This window comes from Gilvibacter sediminis (assembly GCF_028561565.1).
Lineage (GTDB): Bacteria > Bacteroidota > Bacteroidia > Flavobacteriales > Flavobacteriaceae > Gilvibacter > Gilvibacter sediminis.
This window is the reverse complement of sequence record NZ_JAQQTE010000004.1, coordinates 108,884-134,051: the sequence shown is the minus strand read 5'-3', so window position 1 is coordinate 134,051 and position 25,168 is coordinate 108,884. Positions and strand designations below refer to the sequence as shown.

The following is a 25,168-nucleotide window of genomic DNA, read 5'->3' as shown; positions in this document are numbered from 1 at the left end:
AGTGTTTTAAAATTTTCTTGATAGACTCGAACTTGCCCAAAATCATGAATTTAATACATGGATTATTATGGACTGACAAGTTTTGAGTCATGGATTGCATCTTCATTCTAACTATCTTAGACCGAACAACTAAGGCCATCATTATGAGCACTAAAAGACTAATTCTCGTCCTATTTATAATAATCAGCTGGATGAGCTTTGGACAAAACCAAAGCCCCATTGATAGTTTACTGACTGCATACATTCAGCAAAAGGAAGACACCTTAAAACTCAAAACGATCAATAACCTGATCAACTACTATATGTATAGGAATACTCCGGAAGTAAAACCCTATGCAGAGGAGATGCTCGCTTTGGCTCGGAAGCTAGAAAACGTCAAAGGGGAATCATTGGCGCTCTATCAACTAGGCGTGTATTACTACACGACTTTTGAGGCTGATTCTGCCAGCAACTACTACAATCAAAGCTTGAAGCTTGCTATAGCCGATGAGGACGTTCCGCGAATCTCATCCAATTACCGCGGTTTGACCATCATCGAGTTCAGTCAAGGAAATATGGCTGCAGCAGACAGTATCAATGATCTGGATCTGGCCAACAGTCTGAGATATCAAGACAGTATGGGAATTGCGCTGGCTTATGACTTTAAGGGGACCATCAATCAAAACAAAGGATATTACGACATCGCTTTAGCCAATGTGCAGAAAGGCTTGAAGTACTTTGAAGCTTTAGGGGATTCCATCCGCATTGCTGATACTTATACCCATTTGGCCACTTTAGAGAACAATATTGGCAATACGCAAAAGGCCATCGAATACAATAAGATCGCCTTAAAAGTGTATCAGAAAGAAAACGATGTCTTCTACCAAGCACAAGCCCTGAACGATATTGGGGTCATGTATAAAGTGCTTGGGGAATATGATAAAGCCTTGGAATATTTGAACCAGGCAGTTGATATTAGCGAAAAGGCCAAAGCCAACGAGGTCATGATCTCTTCCTTTACGACCATTGGCGATGTTTATTACGAACAAAACCAATTGCAGCGAAGCATCTCCTACTATGAAAAGTCCATAGCATTGGGTGAAAGTCTAAATTCTAAAAGGAAGGTCGCTCTGGCGCAAAACAAAATGGCTCAGGCCTATTTGGCCTTAGGTCAACCCAATCGAGCCATGCAATTGGCTGAGAATTCGTTGGCCTATTCCGTGCCCAACAGCACCATCTCTTTCCAAAGGGTGTCACAACGCGTAAAGAGCCAGGCCTATGAGCAACTCGGTAATTACCCGAAGGCCCTTGAGCACCATAAGAACTTTAAGGTTTTAAACGATTCCATCATCAACACCGAGACCTCAGACAATATAGAAAACCTACGGGCTCAATTTGATCTGGAGAAAAAAGAAGCGCGCTTGGCCTTACAGGAACAAGAGATCATTGCCTTAGACGCGCAAGCGGAGTCTGATAAGCTGGCAAAATTGCTCTACGGTTTAGGACTTGTTGCTTCAATGATCATTGGTCTTTTGGTGATCTTCGGACTCAGACAGCGCATGCGTAAAAATAAAATCGAACGCGAGAAACAAGAAGCCATACTGCGTCAAGAGATCGAGTTCAAAAAGAAAGAGCTGGCCAGTCAGACCTTGCATTTGGTACAAAAGAGCACCTTTATTCAAGAGCTTAAAGAAAACTTAGAGAAGATCAAATCCTCTCCAGAACTTTTCAAGATTGAATTCCGGAGGCTGATCTTATTGCTCAAAAAAGAACGCGCAGAAGACAAGGATTGGGAAATCTTTAAATCCTACTTCTCTGAAGTACACAACAATTTTGATGACAAGATCAAACAGATCAACGATTCCATCACTGAAAAAGAAATGCGCTTGGCTTCCTTTCTACGGATGCGCTTAAGCACTAAAGAGATCGCCTCCATGCTTAATGTATTGCCAGACAGTGTCCTAAAATCCAAGTACCGACTCAAACAAAAGTTAGCTTTAGACAAGGAAACGGATCTGGTAGAATTCCTAAATACCCTTTAATTCTCAATAGGTTTACTCAAGCGTAATCGAGCAATGGTATATAATGCGTATCTTCAAAGAAGAATTAAGGAATTAATTGACCATGCACACCCCCTCTTTTTCTAAACTGCTGCTCTATCTTATGATTTTGAGCAGTGGCTTAAACGCTTCCGCTCAAAATCAAGAACAACAAATACAAAAGGCCTTAGTAGGTAATTGGGAAGGTGCCTTTATTAAGAACAACAGTTATCAAAAGATCGAGATCTCCTTTTATATGCAGGACGAGACTTTGATGAGTCTGCAAGTCATGGAAGAATGGCATCCGGCTTATGGGGAGATGGTTTTGGATATTCAAATTGACAGTTTAGGCACTGTTGGCTTCAATACGGGTTATGGTCGGGCTGCACTAAAACTTGACCCTGGCGCCTTGGAACTCAATGGTTCCATTGCCAATACGACTCCAAGCATCTATCTGCACTTAAAGAAGTTACCCAAAAAGCCGAAGCCAAACTTTACCACAGAAGAAATAACCGTTGCGGGAGCAGCCGGAGACCTCTATGGGCATTTGCACTTACCTGAAAACAATCCTAAGAAGACAGCCATCATTATTGTGGGTGGACGCGGATGTTATGCCGGAACCACCAAATACGACCTTTGGGCTAAGGTTTTAAGGCGCTATGGCGTTGCAGTACTCTCCTTTAACAAAAGGGGAACAGGGCGTTCTGCAGGCAACTGCGCTACGGCAACTATTGATGATCTAGCTCAAGACGTCGCTACTTTGAACAGCTGGCTGCGTAACAGGCCTGAAAGATTTAAGCATATTGGCGTAATTGGTAGCAGTGCCGGGGCTTGGGTCGCCGCTAAAGCCCAAGAAAAAAAGTCCTTTGACTTTATGATCACGCTTGCCGGTCCCAGTACCAGCGTCTATGAGCAGCAAACGCAGTCTCTGACCTATGGCGCGCCCATTTATGAGCTCAGCGAAGAAGCCTTATCAGAAGTCAAGGCCTATACCGATATGGTATTTAATGCGCCAGCTAATGCAGCTTCTTTTGAGCAATTTCAAAAGTTTTTGATCCAAGCAGATCAAAACGGATGGAAGTCGCTGTTGGAAGATACTGATATCCCTCAAAGCGCAGCAGACATAGAACAATTGTGGGTAAGACGACACAATTACAATCCTAAAGATGTTTTGAAAAAGTACAACAATCCCCTACTCGCCATTTATGGAGAAAAAGATTGGATAGTCCCATACCAAGAGAATATCAACGCTTTGGAGGAGTATTTTAAGGACAGACCTGATCGCTTAACCAAAGTTCTTGCTCATCAGGCAGGGCATGGTATTGAGACGCAAAGCATATCCGTCAATCTATCAGATAATCATACCTATTGGCGCTTTTTTAGAACATCCCCAACAGTGATGATCTCAGTAATTGACTTTCTGGGTAAACACGGTTTTATAGAAACCGAATAGACTCTTTAACTACTCAGTTATAAAAACATAAAACCCCCGCTCATAAAGGATTGAGCGGAGGTTTTGTTCAACTAACTAAACAATTAACTGTGGAAATGAAACACTACTCTCCCTGACCTAGTGAGAATCCGCGTGTACCATCGAATTCATATAGGTTCTCTGTTTTGATAACATCAAAACCTTGGGCGTGCAGTTTAGACAAGAGCGCTACCACTTGCTCATAGTCTACCGGTTGATACACCGGAGCTGCGCTTGCGGTCGTAGCATCCATAGCCACAAAACGACATCTCCAGTGATCAGTTTTATAAGTCTCTTTCAACCCTTTAGGGTATACCTTAACCCCACGGTTGGTGATCATTTTTAATTTGAGCTTGAAAGCATCAATGGCCGCCAGAGCATCTCCGATCTGGTTAGGGTCCTCCCCTTTCCAATCGATGAAAACATCAACGCCGACCAATTCCTTCTTTCGAGATTGACGCACGTACTCCGGAATCTGAATGGTTCCAGCTCCTTCAGATAGTTTACTCACTTTTAAATTCTTCGGCGTCTCTCCCAATCGCGCGATCACAGCTTCAGCAAATTCACTAGTGTTTACCAATTGCTCTGAAGTTCCTTCGTTGTAGATGTCTGCAGTGTGAATTCCCGCTTCAATTGTAGCAAAAAGCGCATTCTTGATGTTATCAGCCACTTCGGTTTGACCGAGGTGCGCGAGCATGAGCACCGCACCGTTGATCAAGCCCGATGGGTTAGCAATTTTCTTCCCTGCGATATCTGGTGCAGAACCGTGGATGGCTTCAAACATGGCCACTTCGGTCCCAACGTTAGCAGATCCCGCCATTCCAACAGAACCAGCGATCTCTGCAGCAATATCAGAAATGATATCTCCGTAGAGGTTGGCCGTCACAATAACATCATATTGCTCCGGACGCGCCGCCAAACGTGCAGATCCGATATCAATGATCTGCGAATTGCTTTCAATCTGCGGATACTCCGCAGCGATCTCTTTAAACACACGGTGGAACAAACCATCCGTCAATTTCATAATGTTGTCTTTGACCATACAGGTCACCTTCTTGCGTCCATAGGCTTTCGCATACTCAAATGCATAGCGAACGATTCGCTCACAACCTGGACGCGTGATCAACTTTAAACACTGCACAACATCTTCTGTTTGCTGGTGCTCTATTCCTGCATAAAGGTCTTCTTCATTCTCACGAATGATCACCACATCCATCTCTGGATAAGGCGTATGGATATAAGGGTGTAAGGCAGTCACTGGGCGCACATTAGCAAAAAGGCCTAAGGACTTTCTCAAAGTCACGTTTAAACTTTTGTAGCCTTTGCCCTGAGGCGTGGTGATAGGTGCCTTCAGGATAATTTTGTTGTTTTTAATAGCTTCCCAAGCCTGAGGGGAAATTCCAGAAGTATTTCCAGACAAGTACTGCTGCTCTCCGATCTCAATGAAATCCACATCGATCTGGGCTCCGGCAGCTTCCATGATCTTTAGGGTGGCATCCATGATCTCAGGGCCAATTCCGTCTCCTTTAGCAACGGCCACACGGGTACGCGTGCCTGTTTGTGGTTTAATACTGTCTTGTTTTAGCAATTGATTTTGCATAGCTGTTTATTTGATTTATGCAAAGTTGAGAAATGTATTTCATTTATTTTTATTTATGTTTTTTATGAAAAGGATTAATATAAGTTATGTTTATTCGACTTACCAATAGTCTTCAGACATCTCAAAAATTGAAGTATCTTAGAGTCAATAAATCAAAAGACCATGAACACCACGCGTATTGGCTTAAACAGAGCCGCATCAAAAGAAACCGCCAATAAACTCAACGAGCTACTGGCCAACTATCAAGTCTTTTACATGAACTCTCGTGGGTTTCATTGGAACATTAAAGGCGATAAGTTCTTTGAATTACATCTAAAATTTGAAGAGCTCTACAACGATTCACTCATCAAGATCGATGAGATCGCAGAACGCATCCTAACGCTGGGCTTTGCTCCCCTGCACACCTACACAGATTTTCTTGCTGTGGCTAAAATTCCAGAGGCAAAAAATGTTTCAGACGGAGCTGAGGCGCTCAAAGCTGTACTGGCGGGATACGAGGTATTGCTTCCACTAGAACGTGAACTATTGAGCATGTCAGGTGATTCAGAAGATGAGGGGACCAATGCACTAATGAGCGATTATATCCGCGAACAGGAAAAATTGGTTTGGATGTATTCGGCCTACTTAAATCAATAGATCGTGGAGAATCCTATCGCTAAAAATCTGGCCAACCAAATACGTCAAGTGCATACGGGTGGTAATTGGACCGCAGTGAATATCAAAGACACTTTAGATGATGTTGACCTCGTCCTGGCCCTTAAAAAGAAGGATGGGTACAACACCATAGCCACCTTGGTGTTTCATATCAATTACTTCTATGAAGTAGTAATTCCGGTGATGAGCGGTGGGCCACTCAACGGGAAGGACGCCTTGAGCTTTGATCATCCACCATTGAATACCGAAGCCGAATGGCAGGCCATGATACAAAACTCTTTGAAGCAAGGAGAAACCCTAGCTGCGCTTATGGAAAATTTCCCCGATGAAAAATTGGGTGCAGATTTTGTCGATCCTAAATACGGAACCTACTACCGCAACTTTTCTGGTTTGGTAGAGCATACCCATTATCATTTGGGGCAGATCGTCATGCTCAAAAAGATGCTTTCTCAATGAGATTGACCCGTCTTTTCACGCTGTTTCTTTTAGGTTTAGCGCTGCTGAGTTGCGGGGATGAAGGCCCGGTGAAACTTAGCCTGCCCGCTAACGCGGACACACTTATCGCTGGAGATTCTGCCAAAACTTGGATGCTGGCCAGTCGTTACAACGGCGGACACCGCATGAATATGGGCGACTGTTTTCTGCGCTACAGAATTACTTACAAACGCGATAGCATCTTTAGGGATAACAACGGAATTAGCAGCAGTTGTGGCCCTACCCTTGAAGGACACTGGAAAGCCTTTCAAAATGACAACGGCAGTTTTGTAAAATGGGAAAGCGCGCAATTACCCGAACTCATGGGGGTTGAAGAAGACTATAAATACTTCAGAATTCTTACCCTTAATAAAGACTCTTTAGTAATTTCTTACAAGCATACCCAGTTTGGAAATAAAGAGCGAACGATCGTAGACTATCTGGTACCTGAGGGAACAAAGGTTGAGGATCGAGATTTTCACAACCGCTAATGCAAGTTGCTGATTTTTAGTATATTTAAATCGCTAACTAACCAAACTCACTCATATCTGGCAACTGCCAGATGTTCCCCCAAACTTTGACATTTCAAAATGATCATGCTTTAAGTTGTTTAGCAGTATAGACTAACCATCCAATTATGAATTTGAAGAAATCATTTCTTCTGGCTATTTCTTTGGCCTTGATCTTTCTTGCGGCCTGGGAGATATACCTCAGAAGCACCATGAAAAGTGTCATGGTGATTGACGATAATCAGCATCTGTGGGCAGTACAACGCCACAGAGTTCAAGACCTCACTAAAGACGATGTCATTCTCACAGGCTCTTCCAGAGTGCTGTTCAATGTTCAACTAGACGTCTGGGAGCAAAAAGTAGGACGCAGACCGCTGCAGTTAGCCAATGTTGGCTCCTCCCCACTTCCTGTATTCCACGACTTGGTGAACAACACGGATTTCAGTGGCACTATACTGGTCGGTGTTTCTCCAGGCTTGTTCTTCTCAACGACATTCCCTCAAGCCATGCCTTGGGAGTGGCCGCAATCACGGGTGGATCATTACCACAACAGAACTTATGCCCAACGCAGCAATCATTGGTTGTCCATGCCGCTTCAAAAGTCGTTTTATTTCATCTCTGCGGAGGAAGACAGCGGTGATGACAGTGTTGATCTTAAGGCCATTGTAGACCGCCAAACCTGGGGAACTCGTGCTATTGACAGCTTCCCAACTACGGGGAACTTTGGAGATATTGAAGCCGACAGAAACCTGCGCATGACCCAGCTTTGTGCTACGGATACCGCCAACGCTAGAACCATAAAGAACTTTTGGATGGCCATTATGGGTGGTGAATCTTCGCGACCGCCGGATATCAATGGAACGACAAACTTCTTTTTACAAGATCTCGAGAAATTCACTGCTCGCGGTGGGAGAATCATCCTCCTAAGATCGCCTTCAACGGGGCCAATTAGGGCAAAAGAGAACGAACGCTTACCCAGAACCATTGCTTGGGATTCATTGGTCATCAAAACCAAAGCACCTGCTTATCACTTTGAAGACTATCCGGGACTCAGTGGATTTGACTGCCCGGAATGGTCTCATTTGAGTGGTCCAGACGCCGATAGATTTACCGCGGCCCTGGTAGATCAAATGATCGCGGACGGCGTATTACAAACCAATAAATAAACAGCTATGTTATTCAACTCATTGACCTTCTTTGTGTTTCTGGCTGTGGTATTGGCCTTGTATTATTCGAACATTTTAAACTGGACCAACAAAAAGCGCATGTTGCTTTTGGCCAGCTATGTCTTTTACGGCTTCTGGAATCCGCCTTTGGTGATCCTCTTGTGGATCTCCACCGTTGTGGATTGGACTGCTGCGAAACAACTTTTTAAACCCGATATGTCAGCCGGTAGGCGGAAAGCCTGGTTGATGCTGAGTCTGTGCGTAAACCTTGGTTTTCTGGCCTTCTTCAAATACGGAGATTTCCTTTTAGAGAACTTTGTGAGCTTAGTCAATGTGTTGGGAATGGAATTTCAAGCCCAGCCTATGGACATCATTCTGCCCATGGGTATATCCTTTTACACCTTCCAAACCATGTCTTATACCATAGATGTGTACAAGAGAGAGATTGAACCTGCCCGAACCTTTTTAGATTTTGCGCTCTACGTGACCTTTTTCCCGCAGTTGGTGGCAGGACCTATCGTCCGGGCGAAGAACTTGATCACTCAATTCTATGAGGAAAAGCGCGCCACAGCAGAACAGTTTTATTGGGGAGGATTTTTATTGACCTTAGGCCTGTTCCAAAAAGTGGTCTTGGCAGACAGCTTGCTCTCGGGTACCGCTGATTACGTATTTGAACAAAAAGAAGTCTTGACCACCATTGATGCCTGGGCGGGTACGCTCGCTTTCTCTGGACAGATCTTCTTTGACTTTGCGGGTTATTCCACCTGTGCTATAGGTATTGCTTTGATGTTGGGAATCATCCTGCCCGATAACTTTAGATATCCCTACGCCTCAATTGGGTTCTCAGACCTGTGGAGGCGCTGGCACATTTCACTTTCCAGTTGGCTTAGAGACTATTTGTATATCCCACTCGGCGGCAATAGACACGGAATTACACGCATGTATGTTGCGTTAATGCTCACCATGCTTTTAGGAGGTTTATGGCACGGGGCTGCGTGGACCTTTGTGATCTGGGGAGCACTGCACGGGTTGTATTTGGTCCTTGAACGTATCTTCAAGAAATTCATATCCATTAAGATTGGTACAGTGACGGGTATTGCGCTAGCACTACTCACCTATTTCTTAGTCAATATAAGTTGGGTGTTCTTTAGAGCGCGAGAATTCAGTACGGCAAAACAGCTCCTAGGCTCCATGTTCTTTATGGATACTGATGGAAAAGAACTGCTCAATTACTTTGAGATCTTTAAAGTGGGTATAATCATTTTAGGGCTATTTATTTGTCATTGGATCATGAGAAACACGAGCGTAAAAGACGTAGCTCAGAAACAGAACCCATTGGTTTTAGGTGTGTTTTGGGCCGTGATGGTATTTCTGATCTGCATCGCTCAAGGAACTGGCGAACAGTTTATTTACTTTCAATTCTAGATCTCTAGACTTCCCTTACCCTCACGGATGAGCTCCGGCTCGCCAGAAGTTAAGTCTATAATGGTACTAGCCACATTACCTCCGTAGCCACCATCGATGACCAGATCTACTTGATCTTGCCATTTTTCATAGATGAGTTCCGGATCTGTGGTGTATTCAATGATCTCATCTTCGTCACGAATAGAGGTTGAAATGATGGGATTACCGAGTTGCTCAATAAGGGCTTGAGCTATGGAATTATCAGGTACCCGAATACCGACCTCTTTCTTTTTCTTAAAGGCGGATGGCAAATTATTTCCAGCGGGTAATATAAAGGTATAGGGTCCTGGCAAGGCGCGTTTGAGCAATTTGAACGTACTGGTGTCTATCTGCTTAACAAAATCAGACAGGTGAGAAAGGTCCCTACACACAAAGGAAAAATTGGCCTTTTCCAGTTTCACGCCTTTAATACGCGCTACTTTTTCTAAAGCTGATTTATTATTAATGTCACATCCCAAGGCATAAACCGTATCTGAAGGATAGATCACTAAGCCTCCTTGGCGAATAATTTCTACCGCCTGAGCAACCTGTTTAGGGTTCGGATTTTCTGGGTATATCTTTAAAAAAGTGGCCATGACAATAGTGTTGAATTAAAGTTACAGTAAAAAAAATCAGCAGCCAACTAAAAAAAATCTTAATAAAAGTGTAATAAAATCATAAATCGGGCGTCTTTTATTAAACGGTTTGATTTTAGATCGAGTCGATTTTAGAAAAAATGCGCTTGAAAAACTACATACCATTCATATTAACGCTGCTGCTGCTGTGGGCATGTTCGTCAGATGAACAAACCAACAACCCAACAACAGATGACGAAGTTGCTGCAGAGGTTCCCTTAGAAGCTTCCGTAGCCTTAGAAGTACCTTACGGGGCAGATCCTTTGCAGCGCTACGATCTATATCTACCAGCAGGAAGAACAGCCCAGACAACCAAGGTTATCGTCTTAGTGCATGGAGGCGGCTGGGTATCTGGAGACAAAGCAGACATGACTCCTTTTATAGATTTGATCCAAGAAGAACTGCCGCAATACGCGATTGTCAATCTAAACTATAAATTGGCAGATCTAGAGAATCCGGCATTCCCGAATCAATTCTTAGATGTTAAAGCAGCTCTAGCACAGATCAAGGCGCAAGCCAATGAACTGCAAATAGTACCAGAGTTCGCCTTGATTGGCACAAGCGCAGGAGCCCACTTATCTTTAATGATGGACTATGTCTATGACGATGAGGACTGGGTCAAGATGGTTTGCAGTATTGTAGGCCCAACAGATTTTACCGATCCCTTCTACAGTGAAAACCCAGAATACCAAATACTCTTTGATTTCTTAGTAGATGAATCGGCTTATGCTGCCGACACCGATTACGCTGTGGCCACCTCTCCGGTGTTTCAAGTGAACGCCAACAGCGCACCAACCATCATGTTCTATGGTAATGAAGACCCATTGGTTCCTATAAGTAATGGAACCAATTTAGAGGCTGCTTTGGCTGATGCCAGTATATCGCATAGTTTCACAATTTACGACGGAGGTCATGGAGATGACTGGAGTCCAGAGAATTACGAGAATCTTCAACAACAGTTGATAGCATACATACAGGAACACCTTCCGGTTAATCCGTAACATTTTAACGCATTTTTGTTTAAATGTTAATATTTTATGTATTTCAACGATTTAATATGCATTTAAACGTATTTATGTAGGAATAGTTCTATTTTAGATCAACCTAATCTAAAGAACCTACATATGTTTAATTACAAAACCCCAATCCTGTATGTTCTTACCGCACTTTTACTTTTAACCGGGTTCTCACCCATCAACTCAAGCTTTAGAGGCTTTGAGGAAATCAGTATCGCTGACCTAGAAAATTCTGCGACCTATATGGGCCGCTCTGTAATGTTTAGCGACATCAGTTATGGTGATGGAGAGCACCAACGTTATGACATTTATTTACCGGTCAACAGAGACCAGCGCAAGACCAAAGTATTGATCTTATTGCATGGTGGTAGCTGGATGCACGGAGATAAACTGAACTTAAACGGCATGGTTTCTTCCATGTTGGAGCGCATGCCAAACGTGGCTATTGTAAATATGAATTACACCCTAGCCAGCGCAGACAACTTTGCATTCCCTACGCAATTCTTAGATATTGGTAAAGTGATCGATCACGTTACTGCCCTTTCAAACAGTTTTGACGTTATGCCAGAATTTGGAATCATCGGACGCAGTTCTGGTGGCCACCTTGGTTTAATGTATGACAGTGTTTTTGATACTGATGATCGGGTGAAGTTCGTAACCAGCCTTGCTGGCCCAACAGATTTTACAGATCCTTACCTGAATCGAGCAGATAATTTTGAGCTTCTTTTTGACCTATTGGTTGATCCTGAGGCGTACGGAACCAATCCGCTTGAAACCCTTAGTCCTATTCACAACATCAACATCTTTACCTCTCCTAGATTGTTGATCTACGGACAAGACGATAAAAAAGTACCTATGAGCAATGGCTTGAACTATCTAGATGCTTTGCAGCATGCTGGAGTGGAGAGTCACTTGCTAGAATTTGATGCTGGTCATTCCAATGTTTGGTCAGAAGCTCAATGGAATGAGGTATTTAACCAGATCCAAAAAGGGATCAGCCTTTACCTAAAATAAAAACTTAATCAGGAGACTTAAGAGAGAAGCTTGAGCTTTGCAAAACGAAGCAAGAGCTTTTTAAGTCCTCCGTGTTCAAATCGAATCTCAGCCTTGGTGTCGCCTCCTACTCCTTCGAGTTTAAGGACTTCACCTTTACCAAACTTAATATGTTCCACTAAAGAACCCACTTGAACCTCGGAATCGCTGAGATGAGTTCCGGGGTTCGAGCTGGCTCGACTCACAGGCTTCAATTTGCGTAGCTTTTCCAGTTGCTGCTGGGTTGGACCTTTGGGCGGTGCCCCTGCAGTAGGTTTTCTCAGGCGGAGCTTGCTTTTATCAACTTCCCCAAAAATATCCGCATCGATAAGCGGTTTAAAACGATGCTCCGTGATCGGTGTCAAATACTCCAAGTATTGATCATCGATCTCTTCTATAAATCGACTCGGTTCTGCATCGATGAGTTTTCCCCAACGATAGCGCGATTGGGTATAGGTCAAATAAGCCTGCTTTTCAGCACGGGTTACGGCCACATAAAAGAGTCTGCGCTCTTCCTCCAGTTCTGCACGAGTATTCATGCTCATTCCAGAAGGGAACAACTCCTCCTCCATTCCAACGATATAGACATACGGAAATTCAAGGCCTTTTGCCAGGTGAACCGTCATTAAAGACACGCGGTCTTCATTGCTGTTGTCCTGATCCAGATCTGTAGCGAGGGCCACATCTTCCATAAATTCACTCAAAGCTCCGGTAGCATCTGCCAGCTCTTTTTGTTCCTCTACAAAGTCCCGAATACCGTTGAGCAATTCCTCTACGTTCTCTATGCGGGCAATGCCCTCTGGAGTTCCGTCTTTTTTAAGTTCTTGGACCAATCCCGTCTTTTTGGTCACGTGTTCGGTGATCTGGAATGCGTCATACGACTCATTCAAAACTTGGAAACTTCTGATCATCGTGCAGAAGTCCAACAACTTCTGTTGCGTTCCACGATGGATCTTTAACTCCAGCTTCTCAATATGCTCCATCACTTCAAAAACTGAACGGTTGTAGTGATTGGCCGCAACGATCAAGCGGTCTATGGTGGTCTGTCCAATTCCCCGTGCCGGATAATTGATCACCCGCTTAAGGGATTCTTCGTCTTTAGGGTTTAGGATCAAACGCAAATACGCCAGCACATCTTTGATCTCCTTGCGCTGATAGAAGCTCAATCCGCCGTAAATACGATAGGGAATGTCCTTTTTACGCAAAGCGTCTTCCATAGCCCGAGATTGTGCGTTGGTTCGGTACAGGATGGCGAAATCTCTGTTGGCCAACTGATGCTGCATTTTTTGCTCAAAGATGGAACTGGCCACAAAGCGCCCTTCGTCCCCATCGGTCATGGTGCGATTCACCATGATCTTTGGGCCGTCTTCATTGGCCGTCCAAACTGTTTTTTCCAGCTTGGTCTTGTTCTTGTCAATGATACTGTTGGCGGCCTCTACTATATTTTTTGTGGAACGATAGTTTTGCTCCAAACGATACACCTTTACATCCTCATAATCCTTTTGGAAGTTTAAGATATTGTTGATGTTGGCTCCTCGAAAGGCGTAAATACTTTGGGCGTCATCTCCTACCACACAAATGTTTTGAAAACGATCAGACAAGGCTCTAACGATCAAATACTGGCTGTGGTTGGTATCTTGGTACTCATCCACCAAAATGTATCGGAATCTATCTTGATACTTTGCCAAGACCTCTGGGAAGCGCGTCAAGAGCTCATTGGTGCGTAAAAGCAGATCGTCAAAGTCCATGGCGCCTGCCTTAAAGCATTTGTCCACATAGGCTTTATAGATCTCTCCCAAGCGCGGCATTTTAGCCATGGCATCTGCTTCCTGCAGTTCTGGATTCTGAAAATAGGCCTTTACCGTGATCAAGCTGTTCTTATAGCTGCTGATGCGGTTATAGACCTGCTTGTATTTATAAACGTCTTTGTCCAGCTGCATCTCTTTGATGATGCTTCGGATCACACTCTGAGAGTCTTGTGTATCGTAAATGGTGAAATTGGACGGGTATCCGAGCTTATCGGCTTCAAAACGCAGGATCTTCGCAAAGATGGAGTGAAAGGTTCCCATCCACAGATTCTTGGCCTCGCTAGCACCGACAATCTTAGCGATACGCGATTTCATTTCACGAGCTGCTTTATTGGTAAAGGTCAGGGCCAAAATATTGAAGGGATCCACCCCTTGTTGCATGAGGTATGCAATGCGAAAAGTAAGCACACGCGTCTTTCCAGACCCAGCGCCCGCAATCACGATCATAGCTCCATCCTTCTGCAGCACTGGAGCGCGCTGCGCATCGTTCAATTCGTTTAAAAAGTCTTGCAAAATTCTCGCTTTGGAAGTCCTAAATTTAGGAATGTGAAAATAGGCAATTCAAGACAATTTCCATACCGGCCAATTCAATATTTATAAACATAACCGCAGTATTTATTCAGAGGTTTCTTCTGGCTTTGCTTCCTTTTTAGGAGTTCGTAGATATCCGTATATTTAAGCATCCTAATACATCAAATGAAACCGCTTTTAGCACTATTACTTTTCGGAATCTCATTTGCCAATGCACAGACCGCACGCATCAAAGGCGTCGTTATCTCTGAGTTTGGAAGCACCTATGAGGTCCCCAAGCTCGATATTCCCTTAGATACCACACAAACCTTTAAAGTGCTTTTTGATCTGAGCGCAGCTCCAGAAGATCCTGAGCAGCTCAGCGGTTATATCAATACAGTAGCCCGTTTTATCAATATGCACGTAGGAGCTGGAAAACCTGAAAATCAACTTCAGGTGGCTGCGGTTTTCCATGGCAATGCAAGCTATAGTTTATTAAAGAACGATCTCTACAAGGAGAAATTTGGGGTGGACAACCCCAATCTAGAACTCATCCAGGCTTTACAGGCTGCAGATGTGGATATCATTCTCTGCGGACAAACTGCGGGCCATAGAAACCTAACGGAAGATCGCCGGATTCCCGGAGTTCAAATGGCACTGTCCACCATGACGGCCATGATCCAATTACAACAAGACGGCTATACCATTATCAATTTCAATTAATCTCATGCGAAAATTCTACTTGCTGCTCATGACAATGGGCGTTGCAGCGCTAGCCCAAGCACAAGAAGTCAACAAAAAACTGATGCTCGATGCCGATGCTATCGAATCTCAAGTCATCCAATGGCGTCGAGAAATCCATCAAAATCCGGAACTGAGCAACCGCGAATTCAAGACGGCCGCTAAAATAGCCGCTCACCTAAAATCTTTAGGTCTTGAGGTGCAGACGGAAGTAGGTAAAACTGGAGTCATTGGAATCCTCAAAGGCGGACAACCGGGCAAAGTGATCGCATTGAGAGCAGATATAGACGCACTTCCTGTCACTGAACGCAATGACCTCTCTTTTAAAAGTACCGTCACCACCACTTTTTTAGGTACAGAAACTGGTGTGATGCACGCCTGCGGCCACGATACTCATACGGCCATCTTGATGGGAGTAGCTGAAGTCTTGGCAAAAAATAAAGACCTCATTAAAGGGACGGTGAAGTTTATCTTCCAACCCGCAGAAGAAGGTCCACCACCCGGAGAAGAAGGCGGAGCCAAACTCCTAATAAAAGAAGGCGTATTGAAGAACCCAGATGTGGATGCGATCTTTGGATTGCACATCAACTCGTCAACTCCAGTAGGAACCATTCGCTATAAACCTGGAGGCACCATGGCCGCTGTAGAGCGATTTGTAGTAAAAGTAAATGGAAAACAAACCCACGGTTCGCAACCTTGGAGCGGTGTAGACCCTATTTATATTGCAGCCAAGATCATTGATGGGTATCAGAGTATCATCAGTCGAGAATCACGCCTGATAGATGAAGCGGCCGTGATTTCTGTGGGTAAGATCACCTCAGGAGTTCGTTTTAATATTATCCCAGAATCTGCAGAGATGATCGGGACGGTGCGAACCTTAGACCCTGCGATGAAGGAATTGATCATTCGCAGAATGACAGAAATGACCGAGACCATTGCCAAAGCTTATGGCGGCACTGCCAGCATTGAATTTGAAAATTTCACCTCCATTACCTTTAACGATCTGGAGTTGACCAATCAAGTGATACCGAGTCTGCAAGCCGTTGCTGGAGCAGATCAGGTTGAATTAGTCAAAGCCACCACGGGTGGAGAAGACTTTTCTTTTTATCAAGAAGAGGTTCCCGGATTTTATTTCTTCTTAGGCGGAATGACTCCAGGGAATACGGAAGCTTTTCCGCACCACACTCCCGATTTTAAAATCGACGATTCCGGCCTGCTTTTGGGCGTCAAGGCCTTTTTACAGTTAACCATTGATTATCTAAACACACCCTAATATGCGTAGTCTAATTTTATCTTTAATCGCTTTAACGAGCGTTTTTACAAGCTATTCGCAAGCCAATATGGATGCCGACATTGCAGCCATTGAAAGCAAAGTGATCGAATGGCGCCGTTATTTCCACCAAAACCCAGAGCTCTCCAATAGAGAGTACAACACGGCAAAGAAAATTGCAGAACACCTCAAATCCTTAGGGATGGAAGTTCAAACCGACATTGCCCTTACTGGAGTGGTTGGAATCCTTAAAGGCAACAGACCGGGCAAGGTATTGGCACTACGTGCAGATATTGACGCGCTTCCGGTTACAGAACGTAATGACCTCGATTTTAAAAGTACAGTGACTACTACCTTTCGAGGGGTGGAAACCGGCGTAATGCACGCTTGTGGGCACGATACGCACATAGCCATATTAATGGGCGTTGCGGAGATCTTTGCGAAGAACAACGACTTTAAAGGGACCATCAAGTTTATCTTTCAACCTGCTGAAGAAGGCGCACCTCCTGGAGAAGAAGGCGGTGCTGAACTCATGGTAAAAGAGGGAGTTTTAAAGAATCCTGATGTAGACGCGATCTTTGGTCTGCACATTTCCTCTCAACAACCTGTGGGCTTAATTTCCTATAAGCCTGGTGGGATCATGGCGGCCTCCCAGAGTTTTGAGATCACCGTAAAAGGAAAGCAAACCCACGGTTCGCAGCCTTGGGGTGGTGTGGACCCAATAATGGCAGCGGTGAAGATCATTGATGGGCTACAAACCATCATCTCCAGAGAATCTCCCTTGACTCAAGAAGCGGCAGTACTCTCCATTGGAAAGATCACGGGAGGTGTACGCAGTAATATCATTCCAGAAGAAGTTCAAATTGTTGGAACACTGAGAACCTTAGACAAAGGCATGCAGGCTTATATCAACAAGCGCATGGAAGAAATGGTCCCAGCAATTGCCGCAGCCTATCGCGCAGAAGCCAGCATTGAGATCGCCACAGGATATCCGATCACTTATAACGATCCCGCGTTAACAGCACAAATGCTCCCTTCCTTGCAAGAGGCTGCAGGAGCTGCAAATGTCATTGAAACCAAAGCCGTCACTGGAGCAGAAGATTTCTCCTTCTTTGCGCAAGAGGTGCCTGGATTGTATTTCTTTTTAGGTGGAAAAGCTCCTGGTGGACAACAAGCCTATCCGCATCACACTCCAGATTTTAAAATCGACGAATCTGGAATGCTTTTAGGCGTCAAAGCCTTTATTCAACTCAGTATGGACTATTTGAACAACTAAATTCATGGAGGCCTTTTTAGAATTTTTAGGTGGAATCCCCTGGTGGGCGTGGCTTTTGATCGTTTTAGGTTTGATTGCCTTACGCGATGTTTTGCAACGCAAGCACACCATCAGTCACAACTTCCCGGTAATAGGACATGTTCGGTATATGCTGGAAAGCATCGGTCCTGAACTGAGGCAGTATCTGGTCGCTAACAACAGGGAAGAACTTCCGTTTAACCGTATTGAACGCGGTTGGATCTACGCCTCGGCTAAAAAGGAGAATAATTATGAAGGCTTCGGAACCGATAGAGACATTTACGCCTATCAGCATTTGTTCATCAACAATGCGATGATTCCGTATAAAATTGGAAAAGATCATCCTAATAAAACTGACAAAAGCTTCCTGCCTTGCGCCAAAGTAATGGGAGCTTACAACAAACGAAAACGCCCATTCCGCCCCGGGTCAGTTATCAACATTAGCGCGATGAGTTTTGGTTCCTTATCGGCAAAAGCCGTGGAATCGCTCAACATAGGAGCGCACAAAGCACACGCTTATCACAATACAGGAGAAGGAGGACTCTCACCTTACCATTGCAAAGGGGCAGACGTGGTCTTCCACTTCGGGACGGGTTACTTTGGCGTTCGCAATCCAGACGGGACCTTCTCTATGGAGAAAATGAAGCAGTTGGTTGCAGACAACCCACACGTTAGAGCTATTGAAGTAAAATTATCTCAAGGAGCGAAGCCCGGAAAAGGCGGTGTACTTCCTGGGAAAAAGATTACCAAAGAGATCTCGGAGATCCGTGGGGTTGAAATTGGAAAAGACGTACTCTCTCCTCCTACCCACTCTGCTTTTTCAACCGTTCCTGAATTGTTGGATTTTGTAGAGGATATTGCTAAAAACACGGGGCTACCGGTAGGTATCAAGGCCGCCATTGGTAAGTTAGATCAATGGAAAGAGCTCGCTCGTGAGATGAAGGAGCGCGGCACAGGACCAGATTTCATTACCATTGATGGTGGTGAAGGTGGTACCGGGGCAGCACCACCCAGTTTTGCAGACCACGTTTCTCTGCCGTGGATCTACGGTTTTGCAGACCTCTACAAACTCTTCCAAACTGCGGGGCTCACCGAGCGTATTGTTTTTGTCGGTAGCGGAAAGCTAGGTTTTCCTGCAAAGGCAGCAATGGCCTTTTCTATGGGCGTAGATGTGATCAATGTAGCCCGTGAAGCCATGATGAGTATTGGGTGTATTCAAGCGCAGATCTGTCATACCAACCGCTGCCCGAGTGGCGTTGCTACGCAGTCTAAATGGTTGCAGCGCGGTATTGACGTTCCTTTAAAATCAGATCGACTGGATCAATACTTTAAAACCTTTAGAAAAGAACTCATTGAGATCACCCATGCTTCTGGTTATGAGCATCCCTGCCAGTTTACCATGGAAGACGTAGAACTCAATATGGACGACAAGAATTTATCGCTAGACATGCGATCCACCTTTAAATACATCAAACAGCCCGTTCCTTTTGAAGGGATGCAGTCTTTAAAAGATTGCATACATTTGGGAGGAAGCTACCAAACATCAAATTAAAACTATGGAAATTGAACAGGTCTTAGGTTATGTTGCCTACTTACTCCCCGCCATTTTGGTTGGGATCGTTGCCTATTACTTTTTTAAAGGTCATACGGCCAATGAAGAAGGTCGCAGACGCTACCTCATTCAGCAAGAAGCACAGAAGAACACCATTCCTTTGCGCTTGCAAGCCTATGAGCGCCTTACTTTGTTCTTAGAGCGCATAGACCCGAATCGTCTTTTAACACGTGTTAAACCTGCTGGAAACAGCCTAGAGAACTACGAAAGCCTGTTGATCCGCAATATTGAGCAGGAATTTGATCACAATATCTCCCAGCAGATCTATGTCTCTCAGGAATGCTGGAATTTGATCAATGCCGCTAAAAACGCGACCATTCACGTGATTCGCCAAGGGGTGATGCATGAGAAAGACAGCTCTCCAGACAATTTGCGTCAGTATTTATTGACCAATTTTATGGACGATGTAACTCCGTCTCAGAAGGCCTTGGCCTACATCAGAAAAGAGGTTTCTGAATTATTCTAACACCCGCTGCAAGTAGTCTTGCTCCTTTTGGGGTAAGTCCGATCTAAAGGATTGAATGGATTGAAGCGCGATTGGGTTGTCCAATTGTCGCTTTAGGAGCTCGCGGGCCTGATTGCGAAACCTCCAGTTGGGGTGCACACAAGCATTGATCATAGATTTTAGCACCTGCTCGTTGATGATCTGAATCTCCGATAAATAATTGAGCGCCAATTCCCGGACCTCAAAACTATAGGTGTCTGAGGCGTAATCCATCAACTCTCGGATATAATCACGCTTTTGCCCCTCGTTGTAATCCGGTGTGACTATTGCTAAAGTGAGCCACAGTTGTCTCACATTTTTCTCTTTAAAGCCTAGGGCGGAGGTCATTCGGTCTAAATACTTCGCTCTATCCTGCGGAAAACTACTCCACAAACGATAGAGCGCTAGCTCTTGGGTTACATAGGAATCATCCGTCAGCAAAGCTTCAAAATCTCCTTTAATAGCCAGTGGAATATTGTCCAAACTCTGCGCCACAGCCTGACGAACCAACACATGCTCATCGGCCAAAGCTGCTGTATATAAAGGCAAGCTGAGGTTCATTGGTTCTCCGGAGAGTTGGAAGACCGCCTCCTGCCCTAAGTATTCGTTCTCACTGTTTAAAGCAGCAGCGAGTTGCCTTTGTTTGGCGGATAGATCTTGAGTACGCAAAGCTTCTAAGGAGAGATAAGCCGTGATAAATTCTGACTGCGTCAAATAATCCAACGCCCAGGCAGATTTAAAGGAAGTTTGATCAATCCACTGCTTTCGGAACTCGGTCATGTCTTTTCCGGTCACCTCTGTAACTACGGCAAAGAAGTCATCCAAAGTAGCATTATCAAAAGCGAATCGTTCCAAATAGGTCTTAATGACCCGATCAAAATCAAAGCTGCCTAACAACTCGTCCAACGCAATTAAAGCCCAAGTACCTTTCTCATAAAAGGTAAGCGAGCTCGCCTTGGGATTGGACAAGGCCTCCCCTTTTCCATTATCGCTACGACTGCGCAGTTGTTCTGCCGTGTTAAAGAGTTTCCAGTAATAATAATCGTCACCAAAAAGTTCGCGTTCCGCCAATAGCGCATGATAGCTGGCAAAGCCTTCATGCAGCCAGTGATCTGCAGCAGAGACCTCTGTGACGTAGTTGCCAAACCATTGATGGGCCAACTCATGCGCGTTTACATTAACATAATTCTTATCATTAAAACCAATACTATCCACCACAAAAGCAGAGGAAAACACCGTTGCTGTAGTGTTCTCCATTCCTGCATAGAGAAAATCACGTACGGGAACTTGCTTGTAATTCTGCCAAGGATAAGGCACACCGATCTTCCTTTCAAAAAAGTCAAAGATCTCTTTGGTGTAGCGATAAGTAGGCTCTACGTAGGCTTTGTCGCCTTTGAAATAGTAATTCTCCAAAGGCACTCCAGAACTGGAGCGCAGTTCTTGCTTGTCATACTTTCCAACAGCGATCATCACCAAATAACTAGACATAGGCTCTTCCATATCAAAGTGCCAGTGAGCAAGTTCTTCTACCGCCTCTTTATCAGTCAATCGACCATTGGATATTGCAACGTAATCCGTGGGAGCTGTTATTGATAGATCAAATTCGATCTTATCGGTCATATCATCAAGACTGGGCAGCCAGTAACTGGTATACTTTCCTTGGCCTTGGGTCCAGAGTTGATTTTCAAAAAAATAGAGGGTTTGTTTAGGTATTACCTTGTAATTAACGGTAAAACTGAATGATTCACCTGCGTTGAAGTCTCCTTTGATCCAAATTTTGTTTTCGTCCTCTGAATAAGTAACCCCCTTTGAAGTAAATAGCGTTACTAACTCGTCAATATGAGCGTCTAAGAAAATGGAATCTGTGTCTTTGATCACAAGCAGTTCGTAGCGAGCCGCACCATGAATCTTTTGTTGTTCAAAATCTGGAGTTATTACAGCCTCAGCTTTAATAAAGTCAATCTCGGGTTGATTTTGCCCTAAACAGTTTAACGCTAGCAGTATAAATGTAAAATGGATTACTTGACGCATAGGCTGCAAATTACATGAAAAGCGGCAATTATAGTGGTAGCACAAAGTAAACATTAACAATCCCATGAACTTTTTAACAATGGTAGGCCATGGCTGCGGAATCAATTATTTTTAAATAATGAACGCGAGTTACCTACAGACTCCTATTGCTTACTTGAAGGGTGTTGGACCCAATCGGGCCGATGCCTTGCGTTCTGAATTGGGGATTCACACCTATCAAGATCTGCTTCATCTTTTCCCAAGAAAGTACATTGACCGAACTCAGTATTTCAAAATAGGGCAGCTACAAGATACCGGTGCCGAAGTTCAAATTGTAGGAATGCTCACCCATTTAAAAACGGTTTCTCAGAAAAAAGGCAACCGTTTGGAAGCAACTTTTGAGGATGAAACCGGGAGCATGAAACTGGTTTGGTTCAGAGGTCAAAAGTGGATGAAAGAGCGACTAAAGCTCGGTAAAAAATACGTCGCTTTTGGACGTGTGAATAAATTTCAACAGCAATTTTCCATGCCACATCCCGAACTTGAGTTGCTTACTGAACACGAAAAAAAGCTCCGATCTGGGATGCAAGCAGTCTATCCTTCCACGGAAAAATTAAGCGCAAAAGGAGTGACAAATCGAGCTGTAATTAACATGGTTGAACAACTCTTTTTAGGAGCGAAAAATGAGTTCCAAGAAAGCCTTCCAAAACCCCTTTTAGAACACCTTAAATTACCCACTAAAAAACAGGCCCTTTTTGCGGTTCATTTTCCAAAGAATCAGCAGGTGTTAGCGGCGGCTCAATACCGCCTAAAATTTGAAGAATTATTCTATATCCAATTACAACTTTTGCGCAAGAATTATCAGCGCAAACAAAAAATCAAAGGCTATACCTTTGATCGGGTAGGGGATTATTTCAACACTTTTTTTAAAGACCATTTGCCCTTTGATTTGACTGACGCTCAAAAAAGAGTGATCAAAGAAATCCGCAACGACATGGGCAGCAATGCCCAAATGAATCGCTTATTACAAGGAGATGTAGGCTCCGGAAAGACCATAGTTGCCTTCATGTCCATGTTAATAGGGCTTGACAACGGTTTTCAAGCTTGCTTAATGGCGCCGACTGAAATTTTGTCAGTCCAACACTATAATGGATTACTTCCCTGGTGTAAAAAACTCAATATCAGCGTTTACTTACTCACTGGTTCAACCAAAGCTTCAAAACGTAAAGAAATCCATGAAAAGCTTGAAAATGGCGAATTAGACCTCTTAATTGGTACCCATGCCGTCTTAGAAAAGAAGGTTGTTTTTAAGAATTTAGGGCTTGCTGTCATAGATGAGCAGCACCGTTTTGGAGTTGCACAACGCGCGCAACTCTGGAAAAAAAATCAGCGGCCTCCTCATATTTTGGTGATGACCGCCACCCCTATTCCAAGAACTTTAGCCATGAGTTTATACGGAGATCTGGACCTCTCTGTAATAGACGAATTACCCCCTGGAAGAAAGCCCGTAAAAACGGTCTTGAGAAGTGATGCAAACAGGCTCAAAATGTTTGCCTTTTTAAAGGACCAAATTAGGCTCGGTAGACAGGTCTATATTGTGTACCCATTAATACAAGAAAGTGAGGCTTTAGACTACAAGGATTTGATGGATGGTCATGAGTCCATTTCCAGGTCATTCCCCATGCCCGAATTTCAGATCTCCATTGTCCATGGCAAAATGAAACCTGCGGACAAGGATTATGAAATGGACCGATTTGTCAAAGGGGAAACTCAGATCATGATCGCCACTACAGTAATTGAAGTTGGAGTGAATGTACCCAACGCCTCGGTGATGGTCATTGAGAGTGCTGAACGCTTTGGACTTTCACAACTCCATCAGTTACGTGGACGTGTAGGAAGAGGTGCCGATCAATCCTTCTGTATTTTAATGACCGGGCAAAAGGTTTCCAATGAAGCCAAAACCCGTTTGGAGACCATGTGCGCCACTAATGACGGTTTTGAAATTGCAGAGGTCGATCTAAAACTTCGCGGCCCTGGAGATTTGATGGGAACCCAACAGAGTGGAATTCTCAACTTGCGCATAGCCGATGTAGTGCGAGACCGCGATATTTTGGCAATGGCGCGCTCTTTTGCAATGGAACTGCTTAAGAACGATCCTAACTTGGAACATCCACTCAATGAGCCGGTACGCCGCACTTATATTGAATTGGCGAAGTACGGGAACATTTGGAATTTCATCTCCTAGCATTAAAAAACGCCTGCAAACCGAAGCCCACAGGCGCTTTTCGAGAAATATAAAGAAAGATTTAATTGATGTCTTGATTGTTTTTAAGCTTTTCCAAATTAGCCGCTACCCTTCCTCTACTCGCGTCATTAGGCGCATTGGCTAGGGCTTTCTCCAAGTGTTTAGCAGCTTGCTTGTAATCACCTTGAGCGGAATATCCACGGGCCAATCCGTAATGAACCGGCCAGGTGTTTGGATTTTCTTTTGCATTGCGTTTAAAGACCTCCAGGGCCTTCTCTACTTGCCCTGCCGCAATAAGTTGACGCCCGTATTGGTGCATTTCCAAGACCGTTGCCAAATCCAAGGCATCTGCCATAATAGCCTCTGCCTCTGCTCCTCGCCCTAAGGCGGTTAGCAATTGTGCTTTAATCTGCAAGTTGGCATAGGTCTTTTGACTGTAAAATTTCCCAGCTATAGCGTTATCTATCCACCCGAGGGCTTCTTCTAAATCTGTATTGTTTTGCAAGGCGTAACCAGCTGCCTGTTCCCAAGTTTGACGATTAAAACCCGGCTGATCCTGCATGGCTTTACGTGCCTCTGCTAATACTATATCTGCTACGGGAACCTCTATCTTTAACGGAAAGGCCATCTTTTCCCACTTAAGGCTTAAAACAGTAGAATTTGCAGTGATATCACTAAACTCAAAGGCTAAGGTTTCTTGATGAGCGATAGTTTCTGGCGTGATGCGGATTTGAGCAATGTCTTCACTCGGATCGTAAAAGAAGCTTCCCCAAGCGCTAGAATTGCTCGAAAGAATGATAGTGGCCGGGCCGTTCTCTTCTAAGGCAATAAAGTAGCCATAAGTCCCTGCTGGCACTACTCCCCCGCCAATTATGACATCATGAGTAAAACTGATCTTGGTGTTTTCATTGGCACCGGCACGCCAAGGTGCTGCCTTTGAAGTTCCAAAACCTAAATTTTGAAAACCGTAATGAGCTAAAGGTGTTCCGTAAATTTCTCGACCACGCACGCTGGGTCTAGAATAATCAACATGAATCTCGGTAAGTCCTATGGTTTGACTGAGCGATGCTTGCGGACTGGCGGCCCTTGGAGTTTGAATTTGAGCCTGAGCAGAACCTATAAGCAACAAGGTAAGCCCAATGACCAGGTGGGTAACGATCTTTGACATTTTGCTTT

At 44.3% G+C, this 25,168-nt stretch carries 20 protein-coding genes; 15 read left to right on the top strand and 5 right to left on the bottom strand.

What is annotated here, in order from left to right; all coding sequences use genetic code 11:
* Positions 1-89 precede the first annotated feature (89 nt).
* Positions 90-2,021 (top strand): tetratricopeptide repeat protein, encoded by a 1,932-nt coding sequence (locus POW22_RS07835; protein ID WP_272832083.1) that lies wholly within the window; start codon positions 90-92, stop codon positions 2,019-2,021.
* An 82-nt stretch (positions 2,022-2,103) separates the two neighbouring features.
* Positions 2,104-3,471, top strand: a complete 1,368-nt coding sequence (locus POW22_RS07830; protein WP_272832082.1) for an alpha/beta hydrolase family protein — start codon at positions 2,104-2,106, stop codon at positions 3,469-3,471.
* A gap of 103 nt (positions 3,472-3,574) precedes the next feature.
* On the opposite strand, the gene POW22_RS07825 is transcribed toward POW22_RS07830, so the two are convergent.
* Positions 3,575-5,089, bottom strand: a complete 1,515-nt coding sequence (locus POW22_RS07825) for an NADP-dependent isocitrate dehydrogenase (RefSeq protein WP_272832081.1) — start codon at positions 5,087-5,089, stop codon at positions 3,575-3,577.
* 162 nt (positions 5,090-5,251) lie between these two features.
* Here POW22_RS07825 and POW22_RS07820 point away from each other — a divergent pair, with 162 nt between their 5' ends.
* The 5 genes from POW22_RS07820 (at position 5,252) to POW22_RS07800 (ending at position 9,317) form a co-directional block, all read left to right on the top strand.
* Positions 5,252-5,725 (top strand): Dps family protein, encoded by a 474-nt coding sequence (locus POW22_RS07820; RefSeq protein WP_272832080.1) that lies wholly within the window; start codon positions 5,252-5,254, stop codon positions 5,723-5,725.
* 3 nt (positions 5,726-5,728) lie between these two features.
* Complete coding sequence (locus tag POW22_RS07815) at positions 5,729-6,199, top strand: DinB family protein (protein WP_272832079.1); 471 nt, start codon at positions 5,729-5,731, stop codon at positions 6,197-6,199.
* Positions 6,196-6,708, top strand: a complete 513-nt coding sequence (locus tag POW22_RS07810; RefSeq protein ID WP_272832078.1) for a lipocalin family protein — start codon at positions 6,196-6,198, stop codon at positions 6,706-6,708. The genes POW22_RS07815 and POW22_RS07810 overlap by 4 nt, the downstream gene beginning before the upstream one ends.
* A 146-nt stretch (positions 6,709-6,854) precedes the next feature.
* The gene (locus POW22_RS07805; RefSeq protein WP_272832076.1) at positions 6,855-7,892 is read left to right on the top strand and encodes a hypothetical protein; all 1,038 of its coding nucleotides are present in this window, start codon (positions 6,855-6,857) and stop codon (positions 7,890-7,892) included.
* A gap of 6 nt (positions 7,893-7,898) precedes the next feature.
* Positions 7,899-9,317: an MBOAT family O-acyltransferase gene (locus tag POW22_RS07800; RefSeq protein WP_272832075.1), complete on the top strand. Its 1,419-nt coding sequence runs from the start codon at positions 7,899-7,901 to the stop codon at positions 9,315-9,317.
* Here the strand turns inward: POW22_RS07800 and POW22_RS07795 are convergent.
* Entirely contained in the window at positions 9,314-9,931 is a 618-nt protein-coding gene (locus POW22_RS07795) for an L-threonylcarbamoyladenylate synthase (protein WP_272832074.1), read from the bottom strand. The two genes, POW22_RS07800 and POW22_RS07795, sit on opposite strands and share 4 nt — an antisense overlap.
* 146 nt (positions 9,932-10,077) lie before the next feature.
* On the opposite strand from POW22_RS07795, the gene POW22_RS07790 reads away from it, so the two are divergent.
* Positions 10,078-10,971, top strand: coding sequence for an alpha/beta hydrolase (locus tag POW22_RS07790; protein ID WP_272832073.1), 894 nt, complete (start codon positions 10,078-10,080; stop codon positions 10,969-10,971).
* Between the two features lie 123 nt (positions 10,972-11,094).
* A complete protein-coding gene (locus tag POW22_RS07785) occupies positions 11,095-12,000 on the top strand; it encodes an alpha/beta hydrolase (protein WP_272832071.1) in 906 nt (301 codons plus the stop codon).
* A gap of 17 nt (positions 12,001-12,017) precedes the next feature.
* Here POW22_RS07785 and POW22_RS07780 read toward each other — a convergent pair whose 3' ends face one another.
* Positions 12,018-14,339, bottom strand: coding sequence for an ATP-dependent helicase (locus POW22_RS07780; protein WP_272832070.1), 2,322 nt, complete (start codon positions 14,337-14,339; stop codon positions 12,018-12,020).
* Positions 14,340-14,522: 183 nt separating this feature from the next.
* On the opposite strand from POW22_RS07780, the gene POW22_RS07775 reads away from it, so the two are divergent.
* Genes POW22_RS07775 through POW22_RS07755 form a run of 5 tightly spaced genes read left to right on the top strand, consistent with a single transcriptional unit; the run spans position 14,523 to position 19,719 of the window.
* The gene (locus POW22_RS07775) at positions 14,523-15,059 is read left to right on the top strand and encodes a DsrE family protein (protein ID WP_272832069.1); all 537 of its coding nucleotides are present in this window, start codon (positions 14,523-14,525) and stop codon (positions 15,057-15,059) included.
* Positions 15,060-15,063: 4 nt separating this feature from the next.
* A complete protein-coding gene (locus POW22_RS07770; protein WP_272832068.1) occupies positions 15,064-16,350 on the top strand; it encodes an amidohydrolase in 1,287 nt (428 codons plus the stop codon).
* A 1-nt stretch (position 16,351) separates the two neighbouring features.
* Positions 16,352-17,623, top strand: a complete 1,272-nt coding sequence (locus POW22_RS07765; RefSeq protein ID WP_272832067.1) for an amidohydrolase — start codon at positions 16,352-16,354, stop codon at positions 17,621-17,623.
* Positions 17,624-17,627: 4 nt separating this feature from the next.
* The gene (locus POW22_RS07760) at positions 17,628-19,193 is read left to right on the top strand and encodes an FMN-binding glutamate synthase family protein (protein ID WP_272832066.1); all 1,566 of its coding nucleotides are present in this window, start codon (positions 17,628-17,630) and stop codon (positions 19,191-19,193) included.
* A gap of 4 nt (positions 19,194-19,197) precedes the next feature.
* On the top strand, positions 19,198-19,719 hold the full coding sequence (locus tag POW22_RS07755; protein ID WP_272832065.1) for a DUF7935 family protein: 522 nt from the start codon (positions 19,198-19,200) through the stop codon (positions 19,717-19,719).
* Here the strand turns inward: POW22_RS07755 and POW22_RS07750 are convergent.
* Positions 19,711-21,768 (bottom strand): M1 family metallopeptidase, encoded by a 2,058-nt coding sequence (locus POW22_RS07750; RefSeq protein ID WP_272832064.1) that lies wholly within the window; start codon positions 21,766-21,768, stop codon positions 19,711-19,713. The genes POW22_RS07755 and POW22_RS07750 overlap by 9 nt on opposite strands.
* Before the next feature lie 118 nt (positions 21,769-21,886).
* Between POW22_RS07750 and recG the strand changes: the two genes are divergently transcribed.
* Positions 21,887-23,992, top strand: coding sequence for an ATP-dependent DNA helicase RecG (gene recG / locus POW22_RS07745; protein ID WP_272832063.1), 2,106 nt, complete (start codon positions 21,887-21,889; stop codon positions 23,990-23,992).
* A gap of 61 nt (positions 23,993-24,053) precedes the next feature.
* Here recG and POW22_RS07740 read toward each other — a convergent pair whose 3' ends face one another.
* The gene (locus POW22_RS07740; protein ID WP_272832062.1) at positions 24,054-25,160 is read right to left on the bottom strand and encodes a DUF2911 domain-containing protein; all 1,107 of its coding nucleotides are present in this window, start codon (positions 25,158-25,160) and stop codon (positions 24,054-24,056) included.
* Positions 25,161-25,168: the final 8 nt, after the last annotated feature.

Excerpts from the sequence above, each read along its gene's own strand:
- POW22_RS07835 (WP_272832083.1), top strand. The coding sequence starts at position 90 with ATGGATTGCATCTTCATTCTAACTATCTTAGACCGAACAACTAAGGCC.
- POW22_RS07830 (WP_272832082.1), top strand. The coding sequence starts at position 2,104 with ATGCACACCCCCTCTTTTTCTAAACTGCTGCTCTATCTTATGATTTTG.
- POW22_RS07825 (WP_272832081.1), bottom strand. The coding sequence starts at position 5,089 with ATGCAAAATCAATTGCTAAAACAAGACAGTATTAAACCACAAACAGGC.
- POW22_RS07820 (WP_272832080.1), top strand. The coding sequence starts at position 5,252 with ATGAACACCACGCGTATTGGCTTAAACAGAGCCGCATCAAAAGAAACC.
- POW22_RS07810 (WP_272832078.1), top strand. The coding sequence starts at position 6,196 with ATGAGATTGACCCGTCTTTTCACGCTGTTTCTTTTAGGTTTAGCGCTG.
- POW22_RS07805 (WP_272832076.1), top strand. The coding sequence starts at position 6,855 with ATGAATTTGAAGAAATCATTTCTTCTGGCTATTTCTTTGGCCTTGATC.
- POW22_RS07800 (WP_272832075.1), top strand. The coding sequence starts at position 7,899 with ATGTTATTCAACTCATTGACCTTCTTTGTGTTTCTGGCTGTGGTATTG.
- POW22_RS07795 (WP_272832074.1), bottom strand. The coding sequence starts at position 9,931 with ATGGCCACTTTTTTAAAGATATACCCAGAAAATCCGAACCCTAAACAG.
- POW22_RS07785 (WP_272832071.1), top strand. The coding sequence starts at position 11,095 with ATGTTTAATTACAAAACCCCAATCCTGTATGTTCTTACCGCACTTTTA.
- POW22_RS07775 (WP_272832069.1), top strand. The coding sequence starts at position 14,523 with ATGAAACCGCTTTTAGCACTATTACTTTTCGGAATCTCATTTGCCAAT.
- POW22_RS07770 (WP_272832068.1), top strand. The coding sequence starts at position 15,064 with ATGCGAAAATTCTACTTGCTGCTCATGACAATGGGCGTTGCAGCGCTA.
- POW22_RS07765 (WP_272832067.1), top strand. The coding sequence starts at position 16,352 with ATGCGTAGTCTAATTTTATCTTTAATCGCTTTAACGAGCGTTTTTACA.
- POW22_RS07760 (WP_272832066.1), top strand. The coding sequence starts at position 17,628 with ATGGAGGCCTTTTTAGAATTTTTAGGTGGAATCCCCTGGTGGGCGTGG.
- POW22_RS07755 (WP_272832065.1), top strand. The coding sequence starts at position 19,198 with ATGGAAATTGAACAGGTCTTAGGTTATGTTGCCTACTTACTCCCCGCC.
- POW22_RS07750 (WP_272832064.1), bottom strand. The coding sequence starts at position 21,768 with ATGCGTCAAGTAATCCATTTTACATTTATACTGCTAGCGTTAAACTGT.
- recG (WP_272832063.1), top strand. The coding sequence starts at position 21,887 with ATGAACGCGAGTTACCTACAGACTCCTATTGCTTACTTGAAGGGTGTT.
- POW22_RS07740 (WP_272832062.1), bottom strand. The coding sequence starts at position 25,160 with ATGTCAAAGATCGTTACCCACCTGGTCATTGGGCTTACCTTGTTGCTT.